The following is a 19,148-nucleotide window of genomic DNA, read 5'->3' on the forward strand; positions in this document are numbered from 1 at the left end:
AGCCACGTGTGCAGGTCAGAGCCGTCTCCGTAGTCCCGAAGGACGTATGCCGCCATGGCCGCCACCCCTGAGAAACCCGCCGCAGCCACGCCCCGCCGCAAGGTGAGCCGTCACCGCGGCGAGGGCCAGTGGGCCGTGGGGCATTTCACTCCCCTCAACGCCAACGAGCAGGCGAAGAAGGACGACGACGGTCTCAATGTGCGGACACGCATTGAGACGATCTACTCGAAGGCCGGGTTCGACTCGATCGACCCGGCCGACTTGCGGGGACGTATGCGCTGGTGGGGGCTTTACACCCAGCGCAAGCCCGGGATCGACGGCGGCAAGACCGCGATCCTGGAGCCGGAGGAGCTGGACGACCGGTACTTCATGCTGCGGGTCAGGATCGACGGCGGCCGGCTGACCACCGAGCAGCTGCGGGTCATCGGCCAGATCTCGCACGAGTTCGGCCGGGACACCGCCGACATCACCGACCGGCAGAACATCCAGCTGCACTGGATCCGGATCGAGGACGTCCCCGAGATCTGGCGCCGTCTTGAGGACGTCGGTCTGTCGACCACCGAGGCGTGCGGCGACACGCCCCGGGTGATCCTCGGCTCCCCGGTCGCCGGAGTGGCCGCGAACGAGATCATCGACGGCACCCCGGCCATCGACGAGATCAACGACCGGTTCATCGGCACCAAGGAGTTCTCGAACCTCCCGCGCAAATTCAAGACGGCCGTCTCAGGATCGCCACTGCTCGACGTCGCGCACGAGATCAACGACATCGCCTTCGTCGGTGTCGAGCACCCCGAGCACGGCCCCGGCTTCGACCTGTGGGTCGGCGGCGGGCTTTCGACCAACCCCAAGATCGGGCAGCGGCTCGGCGCCTGGGTCCCGCTGGACGAGGTCGCCGACGTATGGGCCGGCGTCATCGGGATCTTCCGGGACTACGGCTACCGCCGGCTGCGTACCCGCGCCCGGCTGAAGTTCCTCCTCGCCGACTGGGGCACCGAGAAGTTCCGGCGGATCCTTGAGGACGAGTATCTGAAGCGCGCGCTCGTCGACGGCCCCGCCCCCGAGCGGCCCGTCGAGGAGTGGCGCGACCACGTCGGGGTGCACCGCCAGAAGGACGGCCGCTTCTACGTCGGCTTCGCGCCGCGCGTCGGCCGGGTGGACGGCCCGACCCTGAAGAAGATCGCCGACCTCGCCGAGGAGCACGGCTCGGGCCGCGTACGGACCACCGTCGAGCAGAAGATGATCGTCCTCGATGTCTCCGAGGACCGGGTCGACTCGCTCGTCGCGGGCCTGGAATCGCTTGACCTTCGGGTCAAGCCTTCGCCCTTCCGGCGCGGCACGATGGCCTGCACCGGCATCGAGTTCTGCAAGCTGGCGATCGTCGAGACCAAGGCGCGCGGCGCCTCGCTGATCGACGAACTGGAAGCCCGTATCCCCGACTTCGACCAGCCGATCACCATCAACGTCAACGGCTGCCCCAACGCCTGCGCGCGGATCCAGGTCGCGGACATCGGCCTCAAGGGCCAGCTCATGCTGGACCGGGACGGCAATCAGGTCGAGGGCTACCAGGTGCACCTGGGCGGCGCGCTCGGTCTCGACCCCTCCTTCGGCCGCAAGGTCCGCGGTCTGAAGGTCACCGCCGCCGAACTCCCCGACTACGTCGAGCGGGTGCTGACGCGCTTCCAGAAGGAGCGCGAGAGCGACGAGCGTTTCGCCACCTGGGCGGCCCGCGCCTCCGAGGAGGCGCTGTCGTGAGCGAGCGCGCCGCCCCGTTCTACTGCCCCTACTGCGGCGACGAGGACCTGCGCCCGAACGAACAGGGCCACGGCGCCTGGGAATGCGGGGCCTGCAACCGGGCTTTCCAGCTGAAGTTCCTCGGGCTGCTGACCCGTGGGCTGACGACGGACGACGGAGGGGAACGGATATGAGGACTCTTGACGAGACCGACGACCGGAAGGCCGCCGGTCTCCAGGCACTCGCCGAACGCGCGGGCCGCGAACTCGAAGACGCCTCCGCCCTGGAGATCCTGACCTGGGCCACCACCACCTTCGGCGCCCGCTTCTGCGTCACCTCCTCCATGGAGGACGCGGTGGTCGCCCATCTCGCCTCGCGCGCCCTGCCCGGCGTCGACGTGGTCTTCCTCGACACCGGCTACCACTTCCCCGAGACGATCGGCACCCGCGACGCCGTCGCCGCCGTGATGGACGTCAACGTCATCACGCTCACCCCGCGCCGTACGGTGGCCGAACAGGACGCCGAGCACGGCCCGAAGCTGCACGACCGCGACCCCGACCTGTGCTGCGCCCTGCGCAAGGTCAAGCCCCTCGAAGAGGGCCTGACGGCGTACGACGCCTGGGCGACGGGGCTGCGCCGCGACGAGTCGCCGACCCGCGCGAACACCCCGGTCGTCGGCTGGGACGCCAGGCGCGGCAAGGTCAAGGTCTCGCCGATCGCCCGCTGGACGCAGGAGGACGTGGAGGCGTACGTCGCCGAGCACGGCGTCCTCACCAACCCGCTGCTCCAGGACGGTTACGCCTCCGTGGGCTGCGAGCCCTGCACCCGCCGGGTGCTGGCGGGCGAGGACGCCCGCGCCGGCCGCTGGGCGGGCAACTCCAAGACCGAATGCGGGCTGCACTGATGGGCCGCACCGAACAGGGCGCCACGATCTGGCTCACCGGGCTGCCCAGCGCGGGCAAGACCACCATCGCCGTCGAACTGGCGGGCCGGCTGCGCTCCGAGGGCCACCGGGTGGAGGTCCTGGACGGCGACGAGATCCGCGAGTTCCTCTCCGCGGGCCTCGGGTTCAGCCGCGAGGACCGGCACACCAACGTGCAGCGAATCGGCTTCGTCGCCGAACTGCTGGCGTCGAACGGCGTCAAGGCGCTGGTGCCGGTGATCGCGCCGTACACCGACAGCCGCGAGGCGGTCCGCAAGCGTCACCAGGGCGAGGGGACCGCGTATCTGGAGGTGCATGTCGCGACTCCGGTCGAGGTGTGCTCCGTCAGGGACGTGAAGGGGCTGTACGCGAAGCAGGCGGCCGGCGAGATCAGCGGACTCACCGGCGTCGACGACCCCTACGAGGCGCCCGAGGAGCCCGATCTGCGGATCGAGTCGCACACGCAGTCCGTGCAGGAGTCCGCGGCGGCGCTCCACGCGCTGCTCACCGAGAGGGGTCTGGCCTGATGGCGACCAGCGTGGCATCCGTCACCGACGGGACCGGGGGCGGCGAGGGTGAGGGCACCGGCGGCAGCGAGGCGCCGTACGCCCTGAGCCATCTGGACGCCCTGGAGTCGGAGGGTGTGCACATCTTCCGTGAGGTGGCGGGCGAGTTCGAGCGGCCGGTGATCCTCTTCTCCGGCGGCAAGGACTCCATCGTCATGCTGCATCTGGCGCTGAAGGCGTTCGCGCCGGCGCCGGTGCCCTTCACACTGCTGCACGTCGACACGGGTCACAACTTCCCCGAGGTGCTGGCCTACCGCGACCGTACGGTGGCCGAGCACGGGCTGCGGCTGCATGTGGCGTCCGTGCAGGAGTACATCGACGCCGGCACGCTGCGTGAGCGCCCCGACGGCACCCGTAACCCGCTCCAGACGCTTCCGCTGACGGAGAAGATCCAGGCCGAGCGGTTCGACGCGGTCTTCGGCGGTGGCCGCCGCGACGAGGAGAAGGCGCGCGCGAAGGAGCGGGTGTTCTCGCTGCGCGACGAGTTCTCGCAGTGGGACCCGCGCCGGCAGCGCCCCGAGCTGTGGCAGCTCTACAACGGCAGGCACGCGCCGGGCGAGCACGTCCGGGTCTTCCCGCTCTCCAACTGGACCGAGCTGGACGTGTGGCAGTACATCGCGCGCGAGGGGATCGAGCTGCCCGAGATCTACTTCGCGCACGAGCGTGAGGTCTTCAACCGGCACGGCATGTGGCTGACCGCCGGCGACTGGGGCGGCCCCAAGGACGGCGAGCCGACCGAGAAGCGTCTGGTGCGCTACCGCACCGTCGGCGACATGTCCTGCACGGGCGCCGTCGACTCCGAGGCCACCACGCTCGACGCGGTCATCACGGAGATCACCGCGTCCCGTCTCACCGAGCGCGGCGCCTCCCGCGCCGACGACAAGATGTCCGAGGCCGCCATGGAAGACCGCAAGCGCGAAGGGTACTTCTAACGATGACGACCACCGGGCACACGGCCACCGAGCAGTTGTCGGCCACCACCCTGCTGCGCTTCGCCACCGCCGGATCCGTGGACGACGGCAAGTCCACGCTGGTGGGGCGGCTCCTGCACGACTCGAAGTCCGTGCTCACCGACCAGTTGGAGGCCGTCGAGCGCGCCTCGCTGGGCCGTGGTCAGGACACGCCCGACCTGGCGCTGCTCACGGACGGGCTGCGCGCCGAGCGGGAGCAGGGCATCACCATCGATGTCGCCTACCGCTACTTCGCCACGCCCCGGCGCCGGTTCATCCTCGCCGACACCCCCGGGCATGTGCAGTACACCCGGAACATGGTGACCGGCGCCTCCACCGCGGAGCTGGCCGTCGTGCTGGTCGACGCGCGCAACGGGGTCGTCGAGCAGACCCGCCGGCACGCGGCGGTCGCGGCCCTGCTGCGCGTCCCGCACGTGGTGCTGGCCGTCAACAAGATGGACCTCGTGGAGTACGCGGAGCCCGTGTTCGCCTCGATCGCCGAGGAGTTCACCGGGTACGCCGCCACGCTCGGCGTACCCGAGGTCACCGCGATCCCGATCTCCGCGCTGGCCGGGGACAATGTGGTGGAGCCGTCGGCGAACATGGACTGGTACGGCGGGCCGACCGTCCTGGAGCATCTGGAGACCGTCGCCGTCAGCCACGACCTGGCCGGCTGCCCGGCCCGTTTCCCCGTCCAGTACGTGATCCGGCCGCAGAGCGCCGAACACCCCGACTACCGCGGCTACGCGGGCCAGATCGCCTCCGGTGTGCTGCGCGTCGGCGAGGCGGTGACCGTACTGCCCTCGGGCCGTACGAGCACGATCGAGGGCATCGACGCGCTCGGCACAAGCGTCGACATCGCGTGGGCGCCGCAGTCGGTGACGATCCGGCTCAGCGACGACGTGGACGTCTCGCGCGGCGATCTGATCGCGCCCAGCTCCGGCGTCCCCGCCACCACGCGCGACGTCGAGGCGACCGTCTGCCATGTCGCCGACCGGCCGCTGACCGTGGGCCAGCGGGTGCTGCTGAAGCACACGACCCGCACGGTGAAGGCGATCGTGAAGGACATCCCGTCCCGGCTCACGCTGGACGACCTGTCCCAGCACCCCGCCCCGGGGCAGCTCGTCGCCAACGACATCGGCCGGGTGGTGATCCGTACGGCCGAGCCGCTCGCGCTCGACGCGTACCGCGACTCGCGCCGTACCGGCTCGTTCCTGCTGATCGACCCGGCCGACGGCACCACGCTGACGGCCGGCATGGCGGGCGAGTCGTTCGCCGCCGAGCCGCCGTCCGCCCCGGCGGCGGACGCCGCGGCCGACGACCAGGGCTGGGACTTCTGATGGCCACGAGCACGGCGGATGTGCTGGACATGTTCGCGACCTTCGCGAAGGAGGGCGGCCGGGTGGGCAGCGGCGCGCTCGGCGCGGGAACCGGCGGGGTGGCGCGATGTGCGTGCTGACGTACGCGCACCGCACGCGCGCCCAGCGAACCCCCGGCACCCCGGTGCCGAACCCGCCGTACCCGTCGTATCCGTATCCCCGAAGACCCGCCGACCGCCCGGCCACGCAGCCTCGTCACCGAGGGACGTGAGCACGGGCCGACGAGAGGAAACCCTCCCGTGCCAGCCACCCGTACCGCCCCGTTCCGCCGACGCGCACTCGCCGCTGTCGCGGCCCTGCCCCTGCTCGCCGTGGCGCTCGGCGCCTGCGGCTACGGTTCCGAGAACGACACGAAGGACGAGAAGGTCGCCCCCGCCGCCGAGGGCGAGAAGGTCGGCGGTCTCGGCGAGGTGAAGATCGGCTACTTCGCCAACATCACGCACGCCACCGCGCTGGTCGGCCTCCAGGAGGGCCTGATCCAGAAGGAGTTGGGCGGCACCAAGATCAAGCCGCAGGTCTTCAACGCGGGACCCTCGGAGATCGAGGCGCTCAACGCGGGCGCGATCGACATCGGCTGGATCGGCCCCTCCCCCTCGATCAACGGCTTCACGAAGTCGAAGGGCCAGAATCTGCGGATCATCTCGGGCTCGGCCTCCGGCGGTGTCTCGCTCGTCGTCAACCCGAAGAAGATCAAGTCCCTGGACGACCTCAAGGGCAAGCGCATCGCGACGCCGCAGCTCGGCAACACGCAGGACGTGGCGCTGCTCAACTACCTGTCGGAAAAGGGCCTGAAGGTCGACACCAACACCGGCAAGGGCGACGTCACCGTCATCCGCCAGGACAACAAGCAGATACCGGCGTCCTTCGAGTCCGGTTCGCTGGACGGCGCGTGGGTGCCCGAGCCGACCGCGTCGAAGCTGGTCGCGGGCGGCGGTTCGGTGCTGCTCGACGAGAAGAAGCTGTGGAAGGACGGCAAGTTCGTCATCACGAACGTGATCGTCTCCCAGAAGTTCCTCAAGGAGCACCCGGACGTCGTCGAGGCGGTGCTGCGCGGCTCGGTGAAGACGAACGCCTGGATCAACGAGAACCCGGACGAGGCCAAGGCCGCGGCCAACGCCAAGCTCAAGGCGGACTCGGGGGCGGCGCTGCCGCCCGAGGTGCTCGACCCCGCGTGGCAGAACGTCGACATCACCGACGACCCGCTGGCCTCGACGCTCGGTCTGTCGTCCGAGCACGCGGTGAAGGCGGGGCTGCTCGAAGACCCGCTGCTCGACGGCATCTACGACCTGTCACTGCTCAACAAGGTGCTGAAGGCGGACGGCAAGCCCGCGATCGACGACGCCGGTCTCGGCGTGAAGTAGCCGGCCCTCACCCGACCCGCCCGCAACCGGACCGCCCCAGGACCCAGGAGGTGTGACTCATGACCACCACACTCGTCAAGCAGGCCACAACGGTCGGCACCGAGCCGTACGCCACCCGTCTCGACCATGTGTCCAAGTCGTTCGGCCGGCCCGGCAGCGCGCAACTCGTGCTGGACGACGTCAGCCTCGACGTGGCCCCCGGCGAGTTCGTGACCCTGCTCGGGGCGTCCGGCTGCGGGAAGTCGACCCTGCTCAATCTGGTCGCCGGGCTCGACCTGCCGTCGGCGGGGGCGATCGACGTCCCCGGCGGCAGGCCGGCCCTGATGTTCCAGGAGCACGCGCTGTTCCCGTGGCTCACCGCGGGCAAGAACATCGAACTCGCCCTGAAGATGCGGGGCATGCCCAAGGCCGAGCGGCGCGGCGAGGCCGAGCGGCTGCTCGAACTCGTACGGCTGAAGGGCTCGTACGGCAAGCGGGTGCATGAGCTGTCCGGCGGTATGCGCCAGCGGGTCGCGCTGGCCCGCGCGCTGGCGCAGGACAGCCAACTGCTGCTGATGGACGAGCCGTTCGCCGCGCTCGACGCCATCACACGCGATGTGCTGCACGAGGAGCTGACCCGGATCTGGGCCGAGACGAACGTGTCGGTCCTCTTCGTCACGCACAACGTCCGCGAGGCCGTGCGGCTCGCGGAGCGGGTGGTGCTGATGTCGTCACGGCCGGGGCGGATCGCGCGGGAGTGGCGCATCGGCATCCCGCAGCCGCGCCGGATCGAGGACGCCGCGGTGGCCGACCTGTCCGTGGAGATCACCGAAGAGCTGCGTGGGGAGATTCGCCGACATGGCCAGCACTGAGGCCGACGTGGCCGGCACCAAGGTGTCGAAGGAGGACCATCTGGCGGGCCTGGAGGCCGGCCTGGACGCGCTGGACACCAGGACCGCCGAACGGGTGCCGCTGCGCAGCGTGCTGCTCTCGAAGCTCCTTCCGCCGCTGGTGGCGGTCGTCCTGGTGATCACGGTCTGGCAGGTCGCCGCCGTCTCCGGGATCAAGCCCGACTACGTCCTGCCGGGGCCGCTCGACGTCTGGCACTCCATCGAGCGGATGTGGCTGGAAGGCACGCTGATCGGCTACATCTGGACCAGTGTGTCCCGGGGTGCGCTGGGCTTCGTGATCTCCGTCGCCATCGGTACACCGCTCGGGCTGCTGGTCGCACGGGTGAAGGTGGTACGGGCCGCGATCGGACCCATCCTGTCCGGCCTCCAGTCGCTGCCGTCGGTGGCCTGGGTGCCCGCCGCGATCATCTGGTTCGGCCTGACGGACGCCACGATCTACGCGGTGGTGCTGCTGGGCGCCGTACCGTCCATCGCCAACGGCCTGGTCGCGGGCGTCGACCAGATCCCGCCGCTGTATCTGCGGGCGGGCCGCACCATCGGCGCCACCGGCGTCAACGGCATCCGGCACGTCCTGCTGCCCGCCGCGCTGCCCGGCTATCTGGCAGGCTTGAAGCAGGGCTGGGCGTTCTCCTGGCGCTCGCTGATGGCCGCCGAGCTGATCGCGAGCTCGCCGGACCTCGGTACGGGACTCGGCCAGCTCATGGAGAACTTCCGCACCTACAGCGACATGTCCGGTGTGCTGGCCACGATCATCCTCATCCTGATCGTCGGCATCGGCATCGACCTGCTGTTCTTCTCTCCCCTGGAGCGCCGCGTCCTGCGCAGCCGCGGTCTCCTGGTCAGGAGCTGATCCGCGTGACCCGCATGCCCGGTACGCCACGTACGGCCCGTACGCCTCGTACGGCCCGTACGCCTCGTACGGCCCGTACGGCCCGTACGGCGGCTCGCCCGGTGCTGGTCGTCGTCGCGCACGGCAGCCGCGATCCGCGGCACGCCGCGACCGTGCGCGCGCTGCTTCGCCGGGTGCGGGCGCTGCGTCCGGGGCTGCGGGTCGAGGCGGGGTTCCTGGACTTCAACACCCCCGCGGTGCCGCGCGTGCTGGAGCGGCTGGAGGCGGAGGGCGTACGGGACGTGGTCGCCCTTCCGCTGCTGCTGACGCGCGCCTTCCACGCCAAGTCCGACATCCCGGCCGTGCTGCACGAGGCGCGGGCGCGACTGCCCAGGCTCGCCGTGCGGCAGGCCGATGTTCTCGGCCCATCCGCACTGCTGACCGAGGCGCTGGAACGGCGGCTGTACGAGGCCGGGCTCGGGCCCGGCGACAAGGGCTCGACCGGGGTCGTCCTGGCATCGGCGGGCTCCAGCGACCCGGAGGCGATCGCGGTGATCGCTCATGTCGCGCGGGAGTGGCGGCGCACCGGCTGGTGTGCCGTGCGGCCCGCGTTCGCCTCCGCCTCCCTGCCCCGCACGGAGGACGCGGTGCGCGAACTGCGGGCGGAGGGGGTACGGCGGGTGGCCGTGGCCCCGTATGTGATCGCGCCGGGCCGCCTGCCCGACCGTATCGCGCGGGGCGCGCGCGAGTCGGGGGCGGACGTGCTGGCCGATGTGCTGGGCCCGGCACCGGAGTTGGCGCGGCTGATCGTACGGCGCTACGAGGCGGCGATGGCCGCCGGGGAAGTCGCCGTACTCACCGCCTGAACGATCCCGCGATCCCTGACGGAGCGTCAGGCCGTCCAGAGCGGGTTACGGCCGCTTGCCGCGAGTGCCCGGTCGAAGGTCCCCGTCGTCCCGGGGACCGGTACGGGGTCGGCGAAGCCGTCGTACTGCCGGTACATCTCGGCGTACTCGTCGACAACGCCGAGGACGAACGCCGCCGTCTCCTCCGAGAGCCGGAACTCCTGCCCCGTGGCCCGCGCCAACTCCCAGCCGTGCAGGGCCATTTCGAGGGTCATGAGGGTGGCGACGGTGGTCGCCGGGGTGGCGCCGGCGCCCTCGCCGATCTCGCCCTCCCAGACGGCGGGCAGGGTCCAGGCCTCGACGGCACGGTCCAGCGCGACCCCGTACCGCTCGGGCCAGTCCGCGTCCGCGGTGAAGTCGCGCGCGGTGAGCGCCTCGGGCATCTCGGTACGCAGGGCACGGTGCTCAAGTCCGTGCGAGGTGTAGAGCACCAGGTGGTTGACCAGGGCCCGGACGTCCCACTCCGCGCTGGGTGTGGGCGCCGCGAGCCGGTCGGCGGGTACGGCGCCGGCGATGCGGGCGGCCTCGGCGGCGCATTCCCGCATCGCGGGGCGGACGGTGCTGATGGCGTTCTTCGTGTCGCTGTTCATGCCGCTCACCGTAGGGAGGGCGGCGGGCGCCGGTCTTGAAGAAAGGCGACAGGACAGGGCCGGAAGCCGGGCGCACCACGCGCCGGCTCATACCCCCGCGTCGATGATCCTCAGCAGTTCGGCGACCGGCAGGGACCCCGCCGGCCGGTGCTCGCGGGCGAAGGTGTTGGCGACCCGCTGAAGGGCCTCGTTGACGGGAGTCGGCACCCCGTGCAGCCGCCCCAGCAGGGCGATCTCACCGTTGAGGTAGTCCGACTCGATCGTGCCGGTGCCCCGGCTGAGACTCTGCCAGGACGACCCGCCGCCACCCTCCGGGACGGCGTAGGGGTCGAAGCTCATCAGGGCGCGGGCCTCGTCCTGCTCCGCCGTGCTCACGGCGTCCACACCGGCGGCGGCGAGCACCGCGCGGCCCTCCGCCAGTGTACGGGCGGCGAGGTCACGGGCCTCGTCGCCGAGGAGACGTCCGGAGACCGCCTCCACCGCGTTGGCGAGGTTGGCGATCAGCTTCCCGTACTTCCAGCGCATCGGGTCCGGCACGACCGGGGCCAGCATCCGGGACTTCTCCAGGTCGGCGGCGATCCGGGCGGCGGTCTCGTCGGTGCCCGAGGGGTAGCGCCCGATGTGCAGGGCGCCGGTGTACGGGGTGCCCGCGGCCGAGACCACACCCGGCTCGACATGGGTGGCGGGCAGCCAGACGCACATGGCGTACACGTGCCGGAAGCGGCGCAGGGCGAGCCGTTCGCTCTCCACCCCGTTCTGGGCGCAGACCAGCGGAAGCCGCTCGCCGGCGGTCCCGCCGCCGTCGACCGGCCGCACGGACCAGGCGTCCAGGGCGGCGACACTGTCCTGTGTCTTCACCGAGAGCAACAGGACGTCGTCCGCGCGCAGTTCGAGCTCGTCGGGCCGCTCGATCACGGGCGGCCGGTGCACGCGGGTGCCGTCGGGGGTGGTGAGGCGCAGACCGTGGTCGCGCAGCGCCTCGTGGTGCGCGCCGCGCGCCACGAGGACGACGTCGTGCCCGGACTCGGTGAGCCGGCCGCCGATGCTGCCGCCGACGGCGCCCGCCCCGATGATGATGTAGCGCATCCCCGACTCCGTTCCGTTCGACCACGCGTCCGATTCCTGCCGAGCATAGATCCGGCGCGGGGCGGTGCGGAGAGCCGGGGCGGATCGGGTCGGGTCGGTGACCTCGTATTGGAAAGGGCTGACCGGGGCGGGGGTGCGCGTCTAGGCTGCCGCCATGGCTGTCATGTCGCGCCTCTCGCCGCGCCGCTGTTGTTGTCGCTGACGCCTGTTTCTCTCCCGCTCTCCCCCTTTCCAGGACCCTTCCGTCCTCCCCTCCTTCGAGGAGTCATGTGATGAGCCCTGCTCGTCGTTCCGTACTGAAGCTGCTCGCCGCCGCTCCCGTCGCTCCGGTGGCCGCGCAGATCGCGACCGCCGCGCCCGCCACGGCCGCCCCGGCTGTTCCGGCTGTTCCGAGCGCCGGGCCGACCGTGCCAGGCATCGTCAAGCCGCTCCCGCCCGAGCTGTTCACCGTTCGCGGCACCAACGCCGAGGCCAACTTCGCCGCCCTGCGCGACACCGGACTCCACACGCCCGTGGACCGCTTCTTCGTCCGGAACCACACGGCGACCCCCGTGCTGGACAAGGACTCCTGGAGCCTGACGGTATGGGGCAGCGGCCTGCGCGGCGGCCCGGCCCGGTTCACGTACGACCAGCTGCGCCGGCTCCCCTCCGTCACCCGCGACGTGGCCGTCGAGTGCGCGGGCAACGGCCGCAGCTTCTACACCTCCCAGCAGGGCGACACCGCCACCGGCACCGCCTGGACGCTCGGGGCGATCGGGGTCGCCCGCTGGCGCGGTGTACGGCTCTCCGATGTGCTGCGCCGCGCCGGGATCGGCGCGCACGCGGTGGACGTGATGCCCACCGGACTCGACGCCGACTACGTCACCGAGGGCGTGAACCTGGGCCGGGTACGGCGCCCGCTGCCGGTGGCGAAGGCGCTGGACGATGTGATCCTCGCGTACGAGATGAACGGCGAGCCGCTGCCGTACGACCACGGGTATCCGGTCCGGGTCGTCGTGCCCTCCTGGGTGGGGATCGCCTCCATCAAGTGGGTCGGCGACATCGAGGTGAGCGCCGAGCCGCTGAACTCGCCCTGGAACACCGACTTCTACCGGCTGTTCGGCCCGTCCTACCCGCCCGGGGGCAGCGCCCCGCTGACCCGGCAGACCATCAAGTCCGGCATCGAGATCGCGCCGGACACGGTCCTGGCCGCCGGGCGCACCCATCTGCTGACCGGCCGCGCGTGGTCGGGCCACGCGCCGGTGCGTCAGGTCGAGTTCAGCACCGACGGCGGGGCCCGCTGGCAGCGGGCACAGCTCCGGGACACCCCGCGGCGCAACAACTGGGTGCGCTGGTCCGCCCCTTGGCGCCCGCACTCCACGGGGTCCACGCATCTGCTGGCGCGCGCCACCGACTTGGCCGGGAACACCCAGCCCGAGCGCTCGGTGCCGAACACACAGGGCTACCTCTTCGACGCCGTGGTCAGGGTCCCGGTCACCGTGAACTGACGTACCGTTTCGTCCTGTTCCATGACCCCTTCTGTGTCAGGCGTATAGCGGGGGTACGAAGCCATTGTTGCCGTATCGCACATCCGGACCGGGCCTCTTGCCCCTGGCTTCGTACCGCCACTAGCTTCGCGAACATGTCCAGATCCCAGCGGCTGAGCAGACGGCGTGCCGTCGATTTCATGCGCGTCGCTACCGCTCTCTGTAGCTGACCTCACCACCTCGTTCCGTGACGGCCCCAGCGATACAGAGAACCCGGGAACAGACATGCCCAGAGCACTCCGTGCTGCCCTGCTCGCCTCCGTACTGATCGGATCGGCCGTCCTCACCGGCTGCGCCGACAACACCGCCACCACCACCGCGTCCTCGAAGGATCTCTCCGACGTCGAGATTCCGGAGACGGTGGATCCGGACACCGAGATCACCATCGGGAGTCCGGAGACCGAGGTGGCGCTCAAGCTCTCCGGCCAGATCGACAAGCTCCCCTTCAAGGTCAAGTGGGCGAACCTCAGCGGCGGTCCGCAGTGCTCCGAGGCGTTCCGGGCGAATTCCCTGGACGTGTGCTCGGCCGCCGAGATCCCGTCGATCCACGCCCACTGGACCGGGCTCGACACCAAGCTGGTCGCCGCCGCGTTCCGTACGGACCCGGTCAAGAACCCGATATACGAGCTCGGCATCGCGCCGGGCGCCGACATCGACAGCCTCGCCGACCTGCGGGGCAAGCGGATCGCGTACAGCCCGGGACAGGCCCAGGGCGCGCTCGTGCTGCGTATCCTCGCCAAGGCCGGGCTCACCAAGGACGAGGTGAAGCTGGTCGAACTGCCGAGTACCGGTGACGTCTATCCCACGGCGCTCGGCGGCGGCCAGGTCGACGCGGCGCCGCTCGGCGGGGTCAACATCAAGCGCTATCCGGCTAAGTACGGCAAGGACGGCGGCAAGACGATCCCGCACGGGCTGCGGGACGACCCGACCCATCTCTGGGTGCCGACAGCCTCGGTGAGTGACCCTCAGAAAGCCGCCGCCATCAGGGAGTTCGTCACGTACTGGGCCAAGGCGAAGGTCTGGATCGACACGCACCCGAAGGAGTGGGTCGAGGGCTGGTACGTGAAGGACCAGGGGCTTTCGCGCGAGGACGGCGAGTATCTGGTCAAGACCGGCGGGCACCCCGCGATTCCGGGGGACTGGACGGAGGCCATCGCCAATCAGCAGAAGACCGTGGACCTGCTGGCGAAGGAGACGGGCCAGAAGCCGTTCGACACGGAGATCCTCTTCGACCGCCGCTACGAGAAGACCGGGGCCGCAGCGATCGCGGGCACCGGCGCCGACACCGGGACCGGGGCCGGCTCATGAGCACCGAAGCAGCCGAGGAAATCACCCTGAGCAAGGCCGGGTTGGCGACGGACACCGACCCGGCCCCCGCCACCGGCAACTCCCCGCCGACCCGCGACTCCCGCACCACCCGGCGGCTCGGGCCGCGCCGCCGGCTCGGTCTGGGGCGCCCCGTCCCGTACGGCTGGGCACTCGGCCCGCTGCTGCTGCTCGCCGTATGGGCGGCGGGCTCCGCCACCGGCCTCATCGACGCCCGTAATCTCTCGGCCCCCTGGACCGTCGTGACGACGGCGGGCGATCTGATCGCGGACGGCCGGCTCCAGTCGAATCTCGCCACCTCGGCTGGGCGCGCCGCGCTCGGCCTGCTGTTCGGCGTCGCGGCCGGTCTGTTCCTGGCGCTCGTCTCGGGCCTCAGCAGGATCGCCGAAGGCGTGATCGACGGCCCGGTGCAGATCAAGCGGGCCATCCCGTCGCTCGCGCTGATCCCACTGCTGATCCTCTGGTTCGGCATCGGCGAGTCCATGAAGGTCATCACGATCGCGCTGGGCGTCTTCGTACCCGTCTACATCCACACCCACAACGGGCTGCGCACCATCGACAACCGCTATGTGGAGCTGGCCGAGACGGTGGGGCTGAGCCGCACGGCGTTCCTGCGGCATGTCGTGCTGCCCGGCGCGCTGCCCGGTTTCCTGCTGGGCATGCGATTCGCCGTGACCGGCGCCTGGCTGGCGCTGGTGGTGGTCGAGCAGGTCAACGCGACGAGCGGGATCGGTTACATGATGGAGCTGGCCCGGACGTACGGGCAGACCGACATCATCATCGTCGGCCTGGTCGTGTACGGGCTTCTCGGGCTCCTCTCGGACGCGCTGGTACGTCTCGTCGAACGGAGGACGCTGTCATGGCGACGCACGCTGGCGGGCTGACCGCCGACCACCCGGCCGCGACCGTACGGATCCGGAGTCTGGTCCGCTCGTTCGGCGACCGGAATGTCCTCGACGGGCTCGATCTCGACCTGGGCGCAGGGGAGTTCGTCGCGCTGCTCGGCCGCAGCGGCTCCGGCAAGAGCACCCTGCTGCGCGCGCTCGCCGGTCTCGACCACGACGTGAGCGGCACCGGCGAACTCGACTCCCCCGACCCGGTGTCCGTCGTCTTCCAGGACGCCAGGCTGCTGCCCTGGAAGCGCGTGCTCGACAATGTGGTCCTCGGTCTCGACGGGCCCGATCCGCTGGCACGCGGGCGGGCCGCACTCGCCGAAGTCGGCCTGGCGGGGCGGGAAAAGGCCTGGCCGGTCGAGCTGTCGGGCGGTGAGCAGCAGCGCGTGTCGCTGGCCCGTTCGCTCGTACGCGAACCGGGACTGCTGCTCGCGGACGAGCCGTTCGGCGCGCTGGACGCGCTGACCCGCATCCGGATGCATGTACTGCTGCGGCGGCTCTGCGCCAGGCACCGTCCGGCGGTCCTGCTGGTGACGCACGACGTGGACGAGGCGATCGTGCTCGCCGACCGGGTGGTGGTCCTCACCGAGGGCCGTATCGGCGCGGACATCCCCGTGGAGCTGCCCGCGCCCCGCGCCCACGGCAGCGCCGCGTACGCCGCGCTGCGTGAACGGCTGCTGGAGGAGCTGGGGGTGGACAGCGAATCGAGCCCGGCCGGCGATTGATGGAGGGGCGGGGGCGGTGCGCGGTGGGGCCGTGTGCCGCGAGGCGGCGTCGCCGTACACCGGACACAGCGCGCCCGCGACGCACAGCAGGTCGATGTGTCGGCGGGAGTACATGCCGCCGGCGCCGGGGCGCCTCCCCTGATCGCCGGACGCAGTCACGTCCGGCGATCAGGGGCGGCGGGGCCGGCACGATCAGGCGGGACTCTAGTGCGCGGCGGGAATCTCCAGGCCCTCGGTCAGCGGACGGAAGTTCCGGTTGGTCTTGCAGCCCAGGTTCTCGTACGTGTTGACCTTGGTCTTCGGGTCGGTCTTCGTCAGGTGGTACTTGCACGCCTGCTTGACGAAGCGGCCGTTGATCCCGCCCGGGAAGTCGACCTCCTTGTTCCACAGGTACGGCGACTCGTAGCGGTTCAGCGCGGCCGTGGCGTTCACGTCGATGCCGCCGGGGGCGTCGATCTCGTACACCCAGCCGGTCTTCGCGGCGCCGTAGGTGGCGAACTTCTGCGCCACCCACTTCTCACAGCTGGTGCTGACGTGCGCGCTGTCCTGCCCGCCGCCCTTGACGATGTACTCGGCCAGCGGCACCATCGCCTCGCCGCGCGGGGTGAAGCCCTTGTCGAAGAGGTCCTGCACGTTCTCGCGGGTGTCGCCGCGCCACAGGGTGTTGGTGTCGTCGCGCCACTGCCAGCGCTCGGACGCCGCGGTCTGCCTGACGGTGTCGGCGATGAGCGGATTGGTCGTCGTACGCCACCAGTCCCAGGCGCGGTAGCCGGCGACCGGGCCGCAGGGCGCGGTGTCGAGTTCGGGAGCGAGGACCGGGGTGAGCTCGGGGGCGCGCGGCGCCGGAATGGGTGCCGCGGGAGACGCGGACGCGGCGGTCGGGGCGAGCGCGGCAGTGGCGAGAGAGGCGGCGGCGAGGACCCGCAGGGCGGCCTTCAGCATGGTGGTGAGTACCCATCAGTCGAGCAACGTGACGGGCCCTTTTATAGCGGTGCAGGAGCCGCATAACGGGCGCCAATGGATAGATCCACTCGAATGGTGGGCGCCCGGCGCGGTCAGGAGTACTCCGGCGTGAAAGCCGTGCCCTGGTGGAAGTAGAGGAGCCAGCGCCCGTCGGTCAGCATCCACAGGGAACTGCGGTGGGCCCAGACCCCCTTGTGCTCGGTGTCGAACGTCAGCAGCACCAGGTGCGGGGCGAGTTCGACGCCGCGCATCCCGGTCGTCGTGACGGGATGGGCCGCGGGCGGGTCGTACGCGGTGAGGGCCGCGAGGATCGACCGCCGGTCCCAGCGCCGGCCCGACGAGCCGAGCGCCCTGAACTCCGGGTGGAGCAGTGCCCCCGTCAGCTCGCCCGACGAGCGGACGACCGGGTCGAGCAGGTGCAGTTCGGCCTCGATGGCGGCGACGACCGCGGGCGACTCAGTCATGGGTCAGCTCCACCAGCTTCGTGACGGTGTTCCAGTTACGGCTGGTGGCGACGGCTCCCTCGTACAGGCGTGGCCTGGAGAGCGCGTCGGCCAGTTTCGAGCGGCCGAGGCCGTCGGGGACGTACAGATACAGCGCCCTGTCGCCGAACCGGAACTCCTCAGGAAGATACGACTCCTGGTCGATCGCGGCGAACCGCCCGGGGTCCACCGCCTCGGACAGATACGTGACATGGAGCTGCTTGGCCTGGAGGGACGCGGCAGGGAAGGGGCAGGCGTCGGCGACGGCCTTCAGATAGGCGGCGTCGCGCACCACACAGTCGACGGCGAAGCCGAACCTGTCGTGGATGGCGTCCCCGAGCGCGGCGGCGAGCGTGGAGTCATCGGCGCCCGTGCTGTCGGTGAAGACGGCGTTGCCGCTCTGGAGGTAGGTGACGACGCCGCTGTGGCCGAGGCCGGTGAGCACGTCACGCAGAGCCGCCATCGGAACCTTCCGGCTCCCGCCGACATTGATTCCGCGCAGCAGTGCCCCGTACCTGGTCGTCGTCATGGGTCCACGATAGGTCGGCGGGCGCCCCTGACCGCTCCGGCGCGGGGACGACGGCCGCCGCGCCCCGTGGGGGAGAGCGCGGCGACCGCCGGTCCGGCAGGCGGAGCCTGCTATCGGGCCTCGGTCACTCGACCACCTTCAGCAATTTGTTCGGGGTGCCCGGGTCGGCGTCGGTGATGGCGTCGGGGGTGGCTCCGTCCGTCAGGGCCGTGGCGACGTCGGCCGGTGCGGCGTCGGGGTGTCCGGCCAGATAGAGCGCCGCCGCGCCGACGACATGGGGCGTCGCCATCGACGTACCGGAGATGGTGTTCGTGTCGGTGTCGCTGCCGTTCCAGGTCGACGTGATGTCGGAGCCCGGGGCGTAGATGTCCACGATCGGGCCGTAGTTGGAGAAGACCGACTGCTGGTCGTCCACGGTTGACGAGGCGACCGTGATGGCTTCCTCCACGCGGGCCGGGGAGGTCTGGCCCGCGTCGCTGGTGTCGTTGCCCGCCGCGACGCCGAAGGTGACGCCCGAGGCGATGGCCTGGCGGACGGCCTCGTCGAGGGCGGGGTCGGCGCCGCCGCCGAGGCTCATGTTGGCAACGGACGGGCCCGTGTGGTTCGCGGTGACCCAGTCGATGCCGGCGACGACCTGCTCGGTGGTGCCGTTGCCCGAGTCGTCGAGGACGCGGACGGCGACGATCTTCGCCTTCTTGGCGACTCCGTGGGCCGCGCCGGCGACCGTACCGGCGACATGGGTGCCGTGGCCGTTGCCGTCGTCGGCACTGTCGTCGTTGTCGACCGCGTCGAAGCCGGACGAGGCGCGACCCTCGAAGTCGGCGTGGGTGACGCGGACTCCGGTGTCGATGATGTACGCCGTGACGCCCTCGCCACCCGCGTCCGGGTAGGTGTAGGCGTTGTCACCGGCGGCGGCGGTCTGGTCGATCCGGTCCAGGCCCCACGACGGCGGGTTGTCCTGGGTGGCGTCGATGGAGAACTTCTTGTTCTGTACGACCTTGGAGACGGCCGGGTCGGCGGCGAGACGCCCCGCCTCGGTGGCCGAAAGGCCGCTGGCCGAGAAGCCGTTGATGGCGGAGCCGTAGGTGCGGTTGAGCTTCCCGCCGTACTCGGCGGCGAGGTCCTTGTTGTTCGCCTTCTGGTCCAGCAGCACGATGTAGCTGCCCGCGACCGCGCCCTCGGCGTCGGCCCCGTACACCGTGCCGAGGGGGGTGGCCGCCCCCGCCGTGGGGGAGGTGAAGGCGGTGATACCGGCCACCGCCGCCACCGCGGTTATCGCCGCGGTGAGTCTCATCCGGTTGGCGCGCTTGTGAGTTGACATGAAGAGGCTTCTCCTCGTGAACTTTTGTGGGGGGAAAGCCCGCCGGACGAAGAACTTCCGGCGAGCTGGTTCGAACCCTGGCTGATTGACGCGCTCAGATCAAGACCCCCCGGCCGCTGTGGCGTTGAGAACGACGTCTCTTCACACGAAATCGGCCAACCTCACCCAACTCGG

The 19,148-nt window shown here is 70.8% G+C and carries 20 protein-coding genes; 14 read left to right on the forward strand and 6 right to left on the reverse strand.

Annotation, left to right across the window (positions count from 1 at the left end; all coding sequences use genetic code 11):
- Positions 1 to 54: 54 nt before the first annotated feature.
- The 10 genes from OIE74_RS07460 to OIE74_RS07505 all read left to right on the forward strand — a co-directional run bounded on the left by OIE74_RS07460 (position 55) and on the right by OIE74_RS07505 (position 9,494).
- Positions 55 to 1,752: a nitrite/sulfite reductase gene (locus OIE74_RS07460; protein ID WP_329379724.1), complete on the forward strand. Its 1,698-nt coding sequence runs from the start codon at positions 55 to 57 to the stop codon at positions 1,750 to 1,752.
- Positions 1,749 to 1,925 carry a hypothetical protein gene (locus OIE74_RS07465; RefSeq protein WP_189106622.1) on the forward strand — a complete coding sequence of 59 codons (177 nt, stop codon included), beginning with the start codon at positions 1,749 to 1,751 and terminating at the stop codon, positions 1,923 to 1,925. Before OIE74_RS07460 ends, OIE74_RS07465 begins: the two co-directional genes overlap by 4 nt.
- Complete coding sequence (locus OIE74_RS07470) at positions 1,922 to 2,635, forward strand: phosphoadenylyl-sulfate reductase (protein ID WP_329379728.1); 714 nt, start codon at positions 1,922 to 1,924, stop codon at positions 2,633 to 2,635. Before OIE74_RS07465 ends, OIE74_RS07470 begins: the two co-directional genes overlap by 4 nt.
- Positions 2,635 to 3,180: an adenylyl-sulfate kinase gene (gene cysC, locus OIE74_RS07475; protein WP_329392206.1), complete on the forward strand. Its 546-nt coding sequence runs from the start codon at positions 2,635 to 2,637 to the stop codon at positions 3,178 to 3,180. Before OIE74_RS07470 ends, cysC begins: the two co-directional genes overlap by 1 nt.
- Positions 3,180 to 4,151 (forward strand): sulfate adenylyltransferase subunit CysD, encoded by a 972-nt coding sequence (cysD, locus tag OIE74_RS07480; protein WP_329379731.1) that lies wholly within the window; start codon positions 3,180 to 3,182, stop codon positions 4,149 to 4,151. The genes cysC and cysD overlap by 1 nt, the downstream gene beginning before the upstream one ends.
- A 2-nt stretch (positions 4,152 to 4,153) precedes the next feature.
- Positions 4,154 to 5,509 carry a sulfate adenylyltransferase subunit 1 gene (locus tag OIE74_RS07485; RefSeq protein ID WP_329379734.1) on the forward strand — a complete coding sequence of 452 codons (1,356 nt, stop codon included), beginning with the start codon at positions 4,154 to 4,156 and terminating at the stop codon, positions 5,507 to 5,509.
- 278 nt (positions 5,510 to 5,787) lie between these two features.
- Positions 5,788 to 6,909: an ABC transporter substrate-binding protein gene (locus OIE74_RS07490; RefSeq protein WP_329379737.1), complete on the forward strand. Its 1,122-nt coding sequence runs from the start codon at positions 5,788 to 5,790 to the stop codon at positions 6,907 to 6,909.
- 59 nt (positions 6,910 to 6,968) lie between these two features.
- On the forward strand, positions 6,969 to 7,760 hold the full coding sequence (locus OIE74_RS07495; RefSeq protein WP_329379740.1) for an ABC transporter ATP-binding protein: 792 nt from the start codon (positions 6,969 to 6,971) through the stop codon (positions 7,758 to 7,760).
- Positions 7,747 to 8,649 (forward strand): ABC transporter permease, encoded by a 903-nt coding sequence (locus OIE74_RS07500; RefSeq protein WP_329379744.1) that lies wholly within the window; start codon positions 7,747 to 7,749, stop codon positions 8,647 to 8,649. The genes OIE74_RS07495 and OIE74_RS07500 overlap by 14 nt, the downstream gene beginning before the upstream one ends.
- 5 nt (positions 8,650 to 8,654) lie before the next feature.
- Complete coding sequence (locus tag OIE74_RS07505; RefSeq protein WP_329379747.1) at positions 8,655 to 9,494, forward strand: sirohydrochlorin chelatase; 840 nt, start codon at positions 8,655 to 8,657, stop codon at positions 9,492 to 9,494.
- 26 nt (positions 9,495 to 9,520) lie between these two features.
- On the opposite strand, the gene OIE74_RS07510 is transcribed toward OIE74_RS07505, so the two are convergent.
- On the reverse strand, positions 9,521 to 10,123 hold the full coding sequence (locus OIE74_RS07510) for a TIGR03086 family metal-binding protein (RefSeq protein ID WP_329379749.1): 603 nt from the start codon (positions 10,121 to 10,123) through the stop codon (positions 9,521 to 9,523).
- A gap of 87 nt (positions 10,124 to 10,210) precedes the next feature.
- Positions 10,211 to 11,209, reverse strand: coding sequence for a ketopantoate reductase family protein (locus OIE74_RS07515; protein WP_329379751.1), 999 nt, complete (start codon positions 11,207 to 11,209; stop codon positions 10,211 to 10,213).
- Between the two features lie 272 nt (positions 11,210 to 11,481).
- Between OIE74_RS07515 and OIE74_RS07520 the strand changes: the two genes are divergently transcribed.
- The 4 genes from OIE74_RS07520 (at position 11,482) to OIE74_RS07535 (ending at position 15,679) form a co-directional block, all read left to right on the forward strand.
- Positions 11,482 to 12,696, forward strand: a complete 1,215-nt coding sequence (locus OIE74_RS07520) for a sulfite oxidase (protein WP_329379754.1) — start codon at positions 11,482 to 11,484, stop codon at positions 12,694 to 12,696.
- A 264-nt stretch (positions 12,697 to 12,960) separates the two neighbouring features.
- On the forward strand, positions 12,961 to 14,043 hold the full coding sequence (locus OIE74_RS07525) for an ABC transporter substrate-binding protein (RefSeq protein WP_329379757.1): 1,083 nt from the start codon (positions 12,961 to 12,963) through the stop codon (positions 14,041 to 14,043).
- Complete coding sequence (locus tag OIE74_RS07530; protein ID WP_329379761.1) at positions 14,040 to 14,945, forward strand: ABC transporter permease; 906 nt, start codon at positions 14,040 to 14,042, stop codon at positions 14,943 to 14,945. Before OIE74_RS07525 ends, OIE74_RS07530 begins: the two co-directional genes overlap by 4 nt.
- Complete coding sequence (locus OIE74_RS07535; RefSeq protein ID WP_329379764.1) at positions 14,921 to 15,679, forward strand: ABC transporter ATP-binding protein; 759 nt, start codon at positions 14,921 to 14,923, stop codon at positions 15,677 to 15,679. Before OIE74_RS07530 ends, OIE74_RS07535 begins: the two co-directional genes overlap by 25 nt.
- A 204-nt stretch (positions 15,680 to 15,883) precedes the next feature.
- Here OIE74_RS07535 and OIE74_RS07540 read toward each other — a convergent pair whose 3' ends face one another.
- From OIE74_RS07540 to OIE74_RS07555, 4 genes are all read right to left on the reverse strand, one after another.
- Positions 15,884 to 16,621, reverse strand: coding sequence for a scabin-related ADP-ribosyltransferase (locus tag OIE74_RS07540; RefSeq protein WP_329379766.1), 738 nt, complete (start codon positions 16,619 to 16,621; stop codon positions 15,884 to 15,886).
- A 113-nt stretch (positions 16,622 to 16,734) separates the two neighbouring features.
- Entirely contained in the window at positions 16,735 to 17,106 is a 372-nt protein-coding gene (locus OIE74_RS07545; RefSeq protein ID WP_329379769.1) for a nuclear transport factor 2 family protein, read from the reverse strand.
- On the reverse strand, positions 17,099 to 17,653 hold the full coding sequence (locus OIE74_RS07550; RefSeq protein WP_329379771.1) for a DUF1697 domain-containing protein: 555 nt from the start codon (positions 17,651 to 17,653) through the stop codon (positions 17,099 to 17,101). The genes OIE74_RS07545 and OIE74_RS07550 overlap by 8 nt, the downstream gene beginning before the upstream one ends.
- Positions 17,654 to 17,777: 124 nt before the next feature.
- A complete protein-coding gene (locus tag OIE74_RS07555; protein ID WP_329379774.1) occupies positions 17,778 to 18,974 on the reverse strand; it encodes a S8 family peptidase in 1,197 nt (398 codons plus the stop codon).
- Positions 18,975 to 19,148 lie beyond the last annotated feature (174 nt).

The sequence above is a fragment of the Streptomyces sp. NBC_01716 genome (genome assembly GCF_036248275.1).
Lineage (GTDB): Bacteria > Actinomycetota > Actinomycetes > Streptomycetales > Streptomycetaceae > Streptomyces.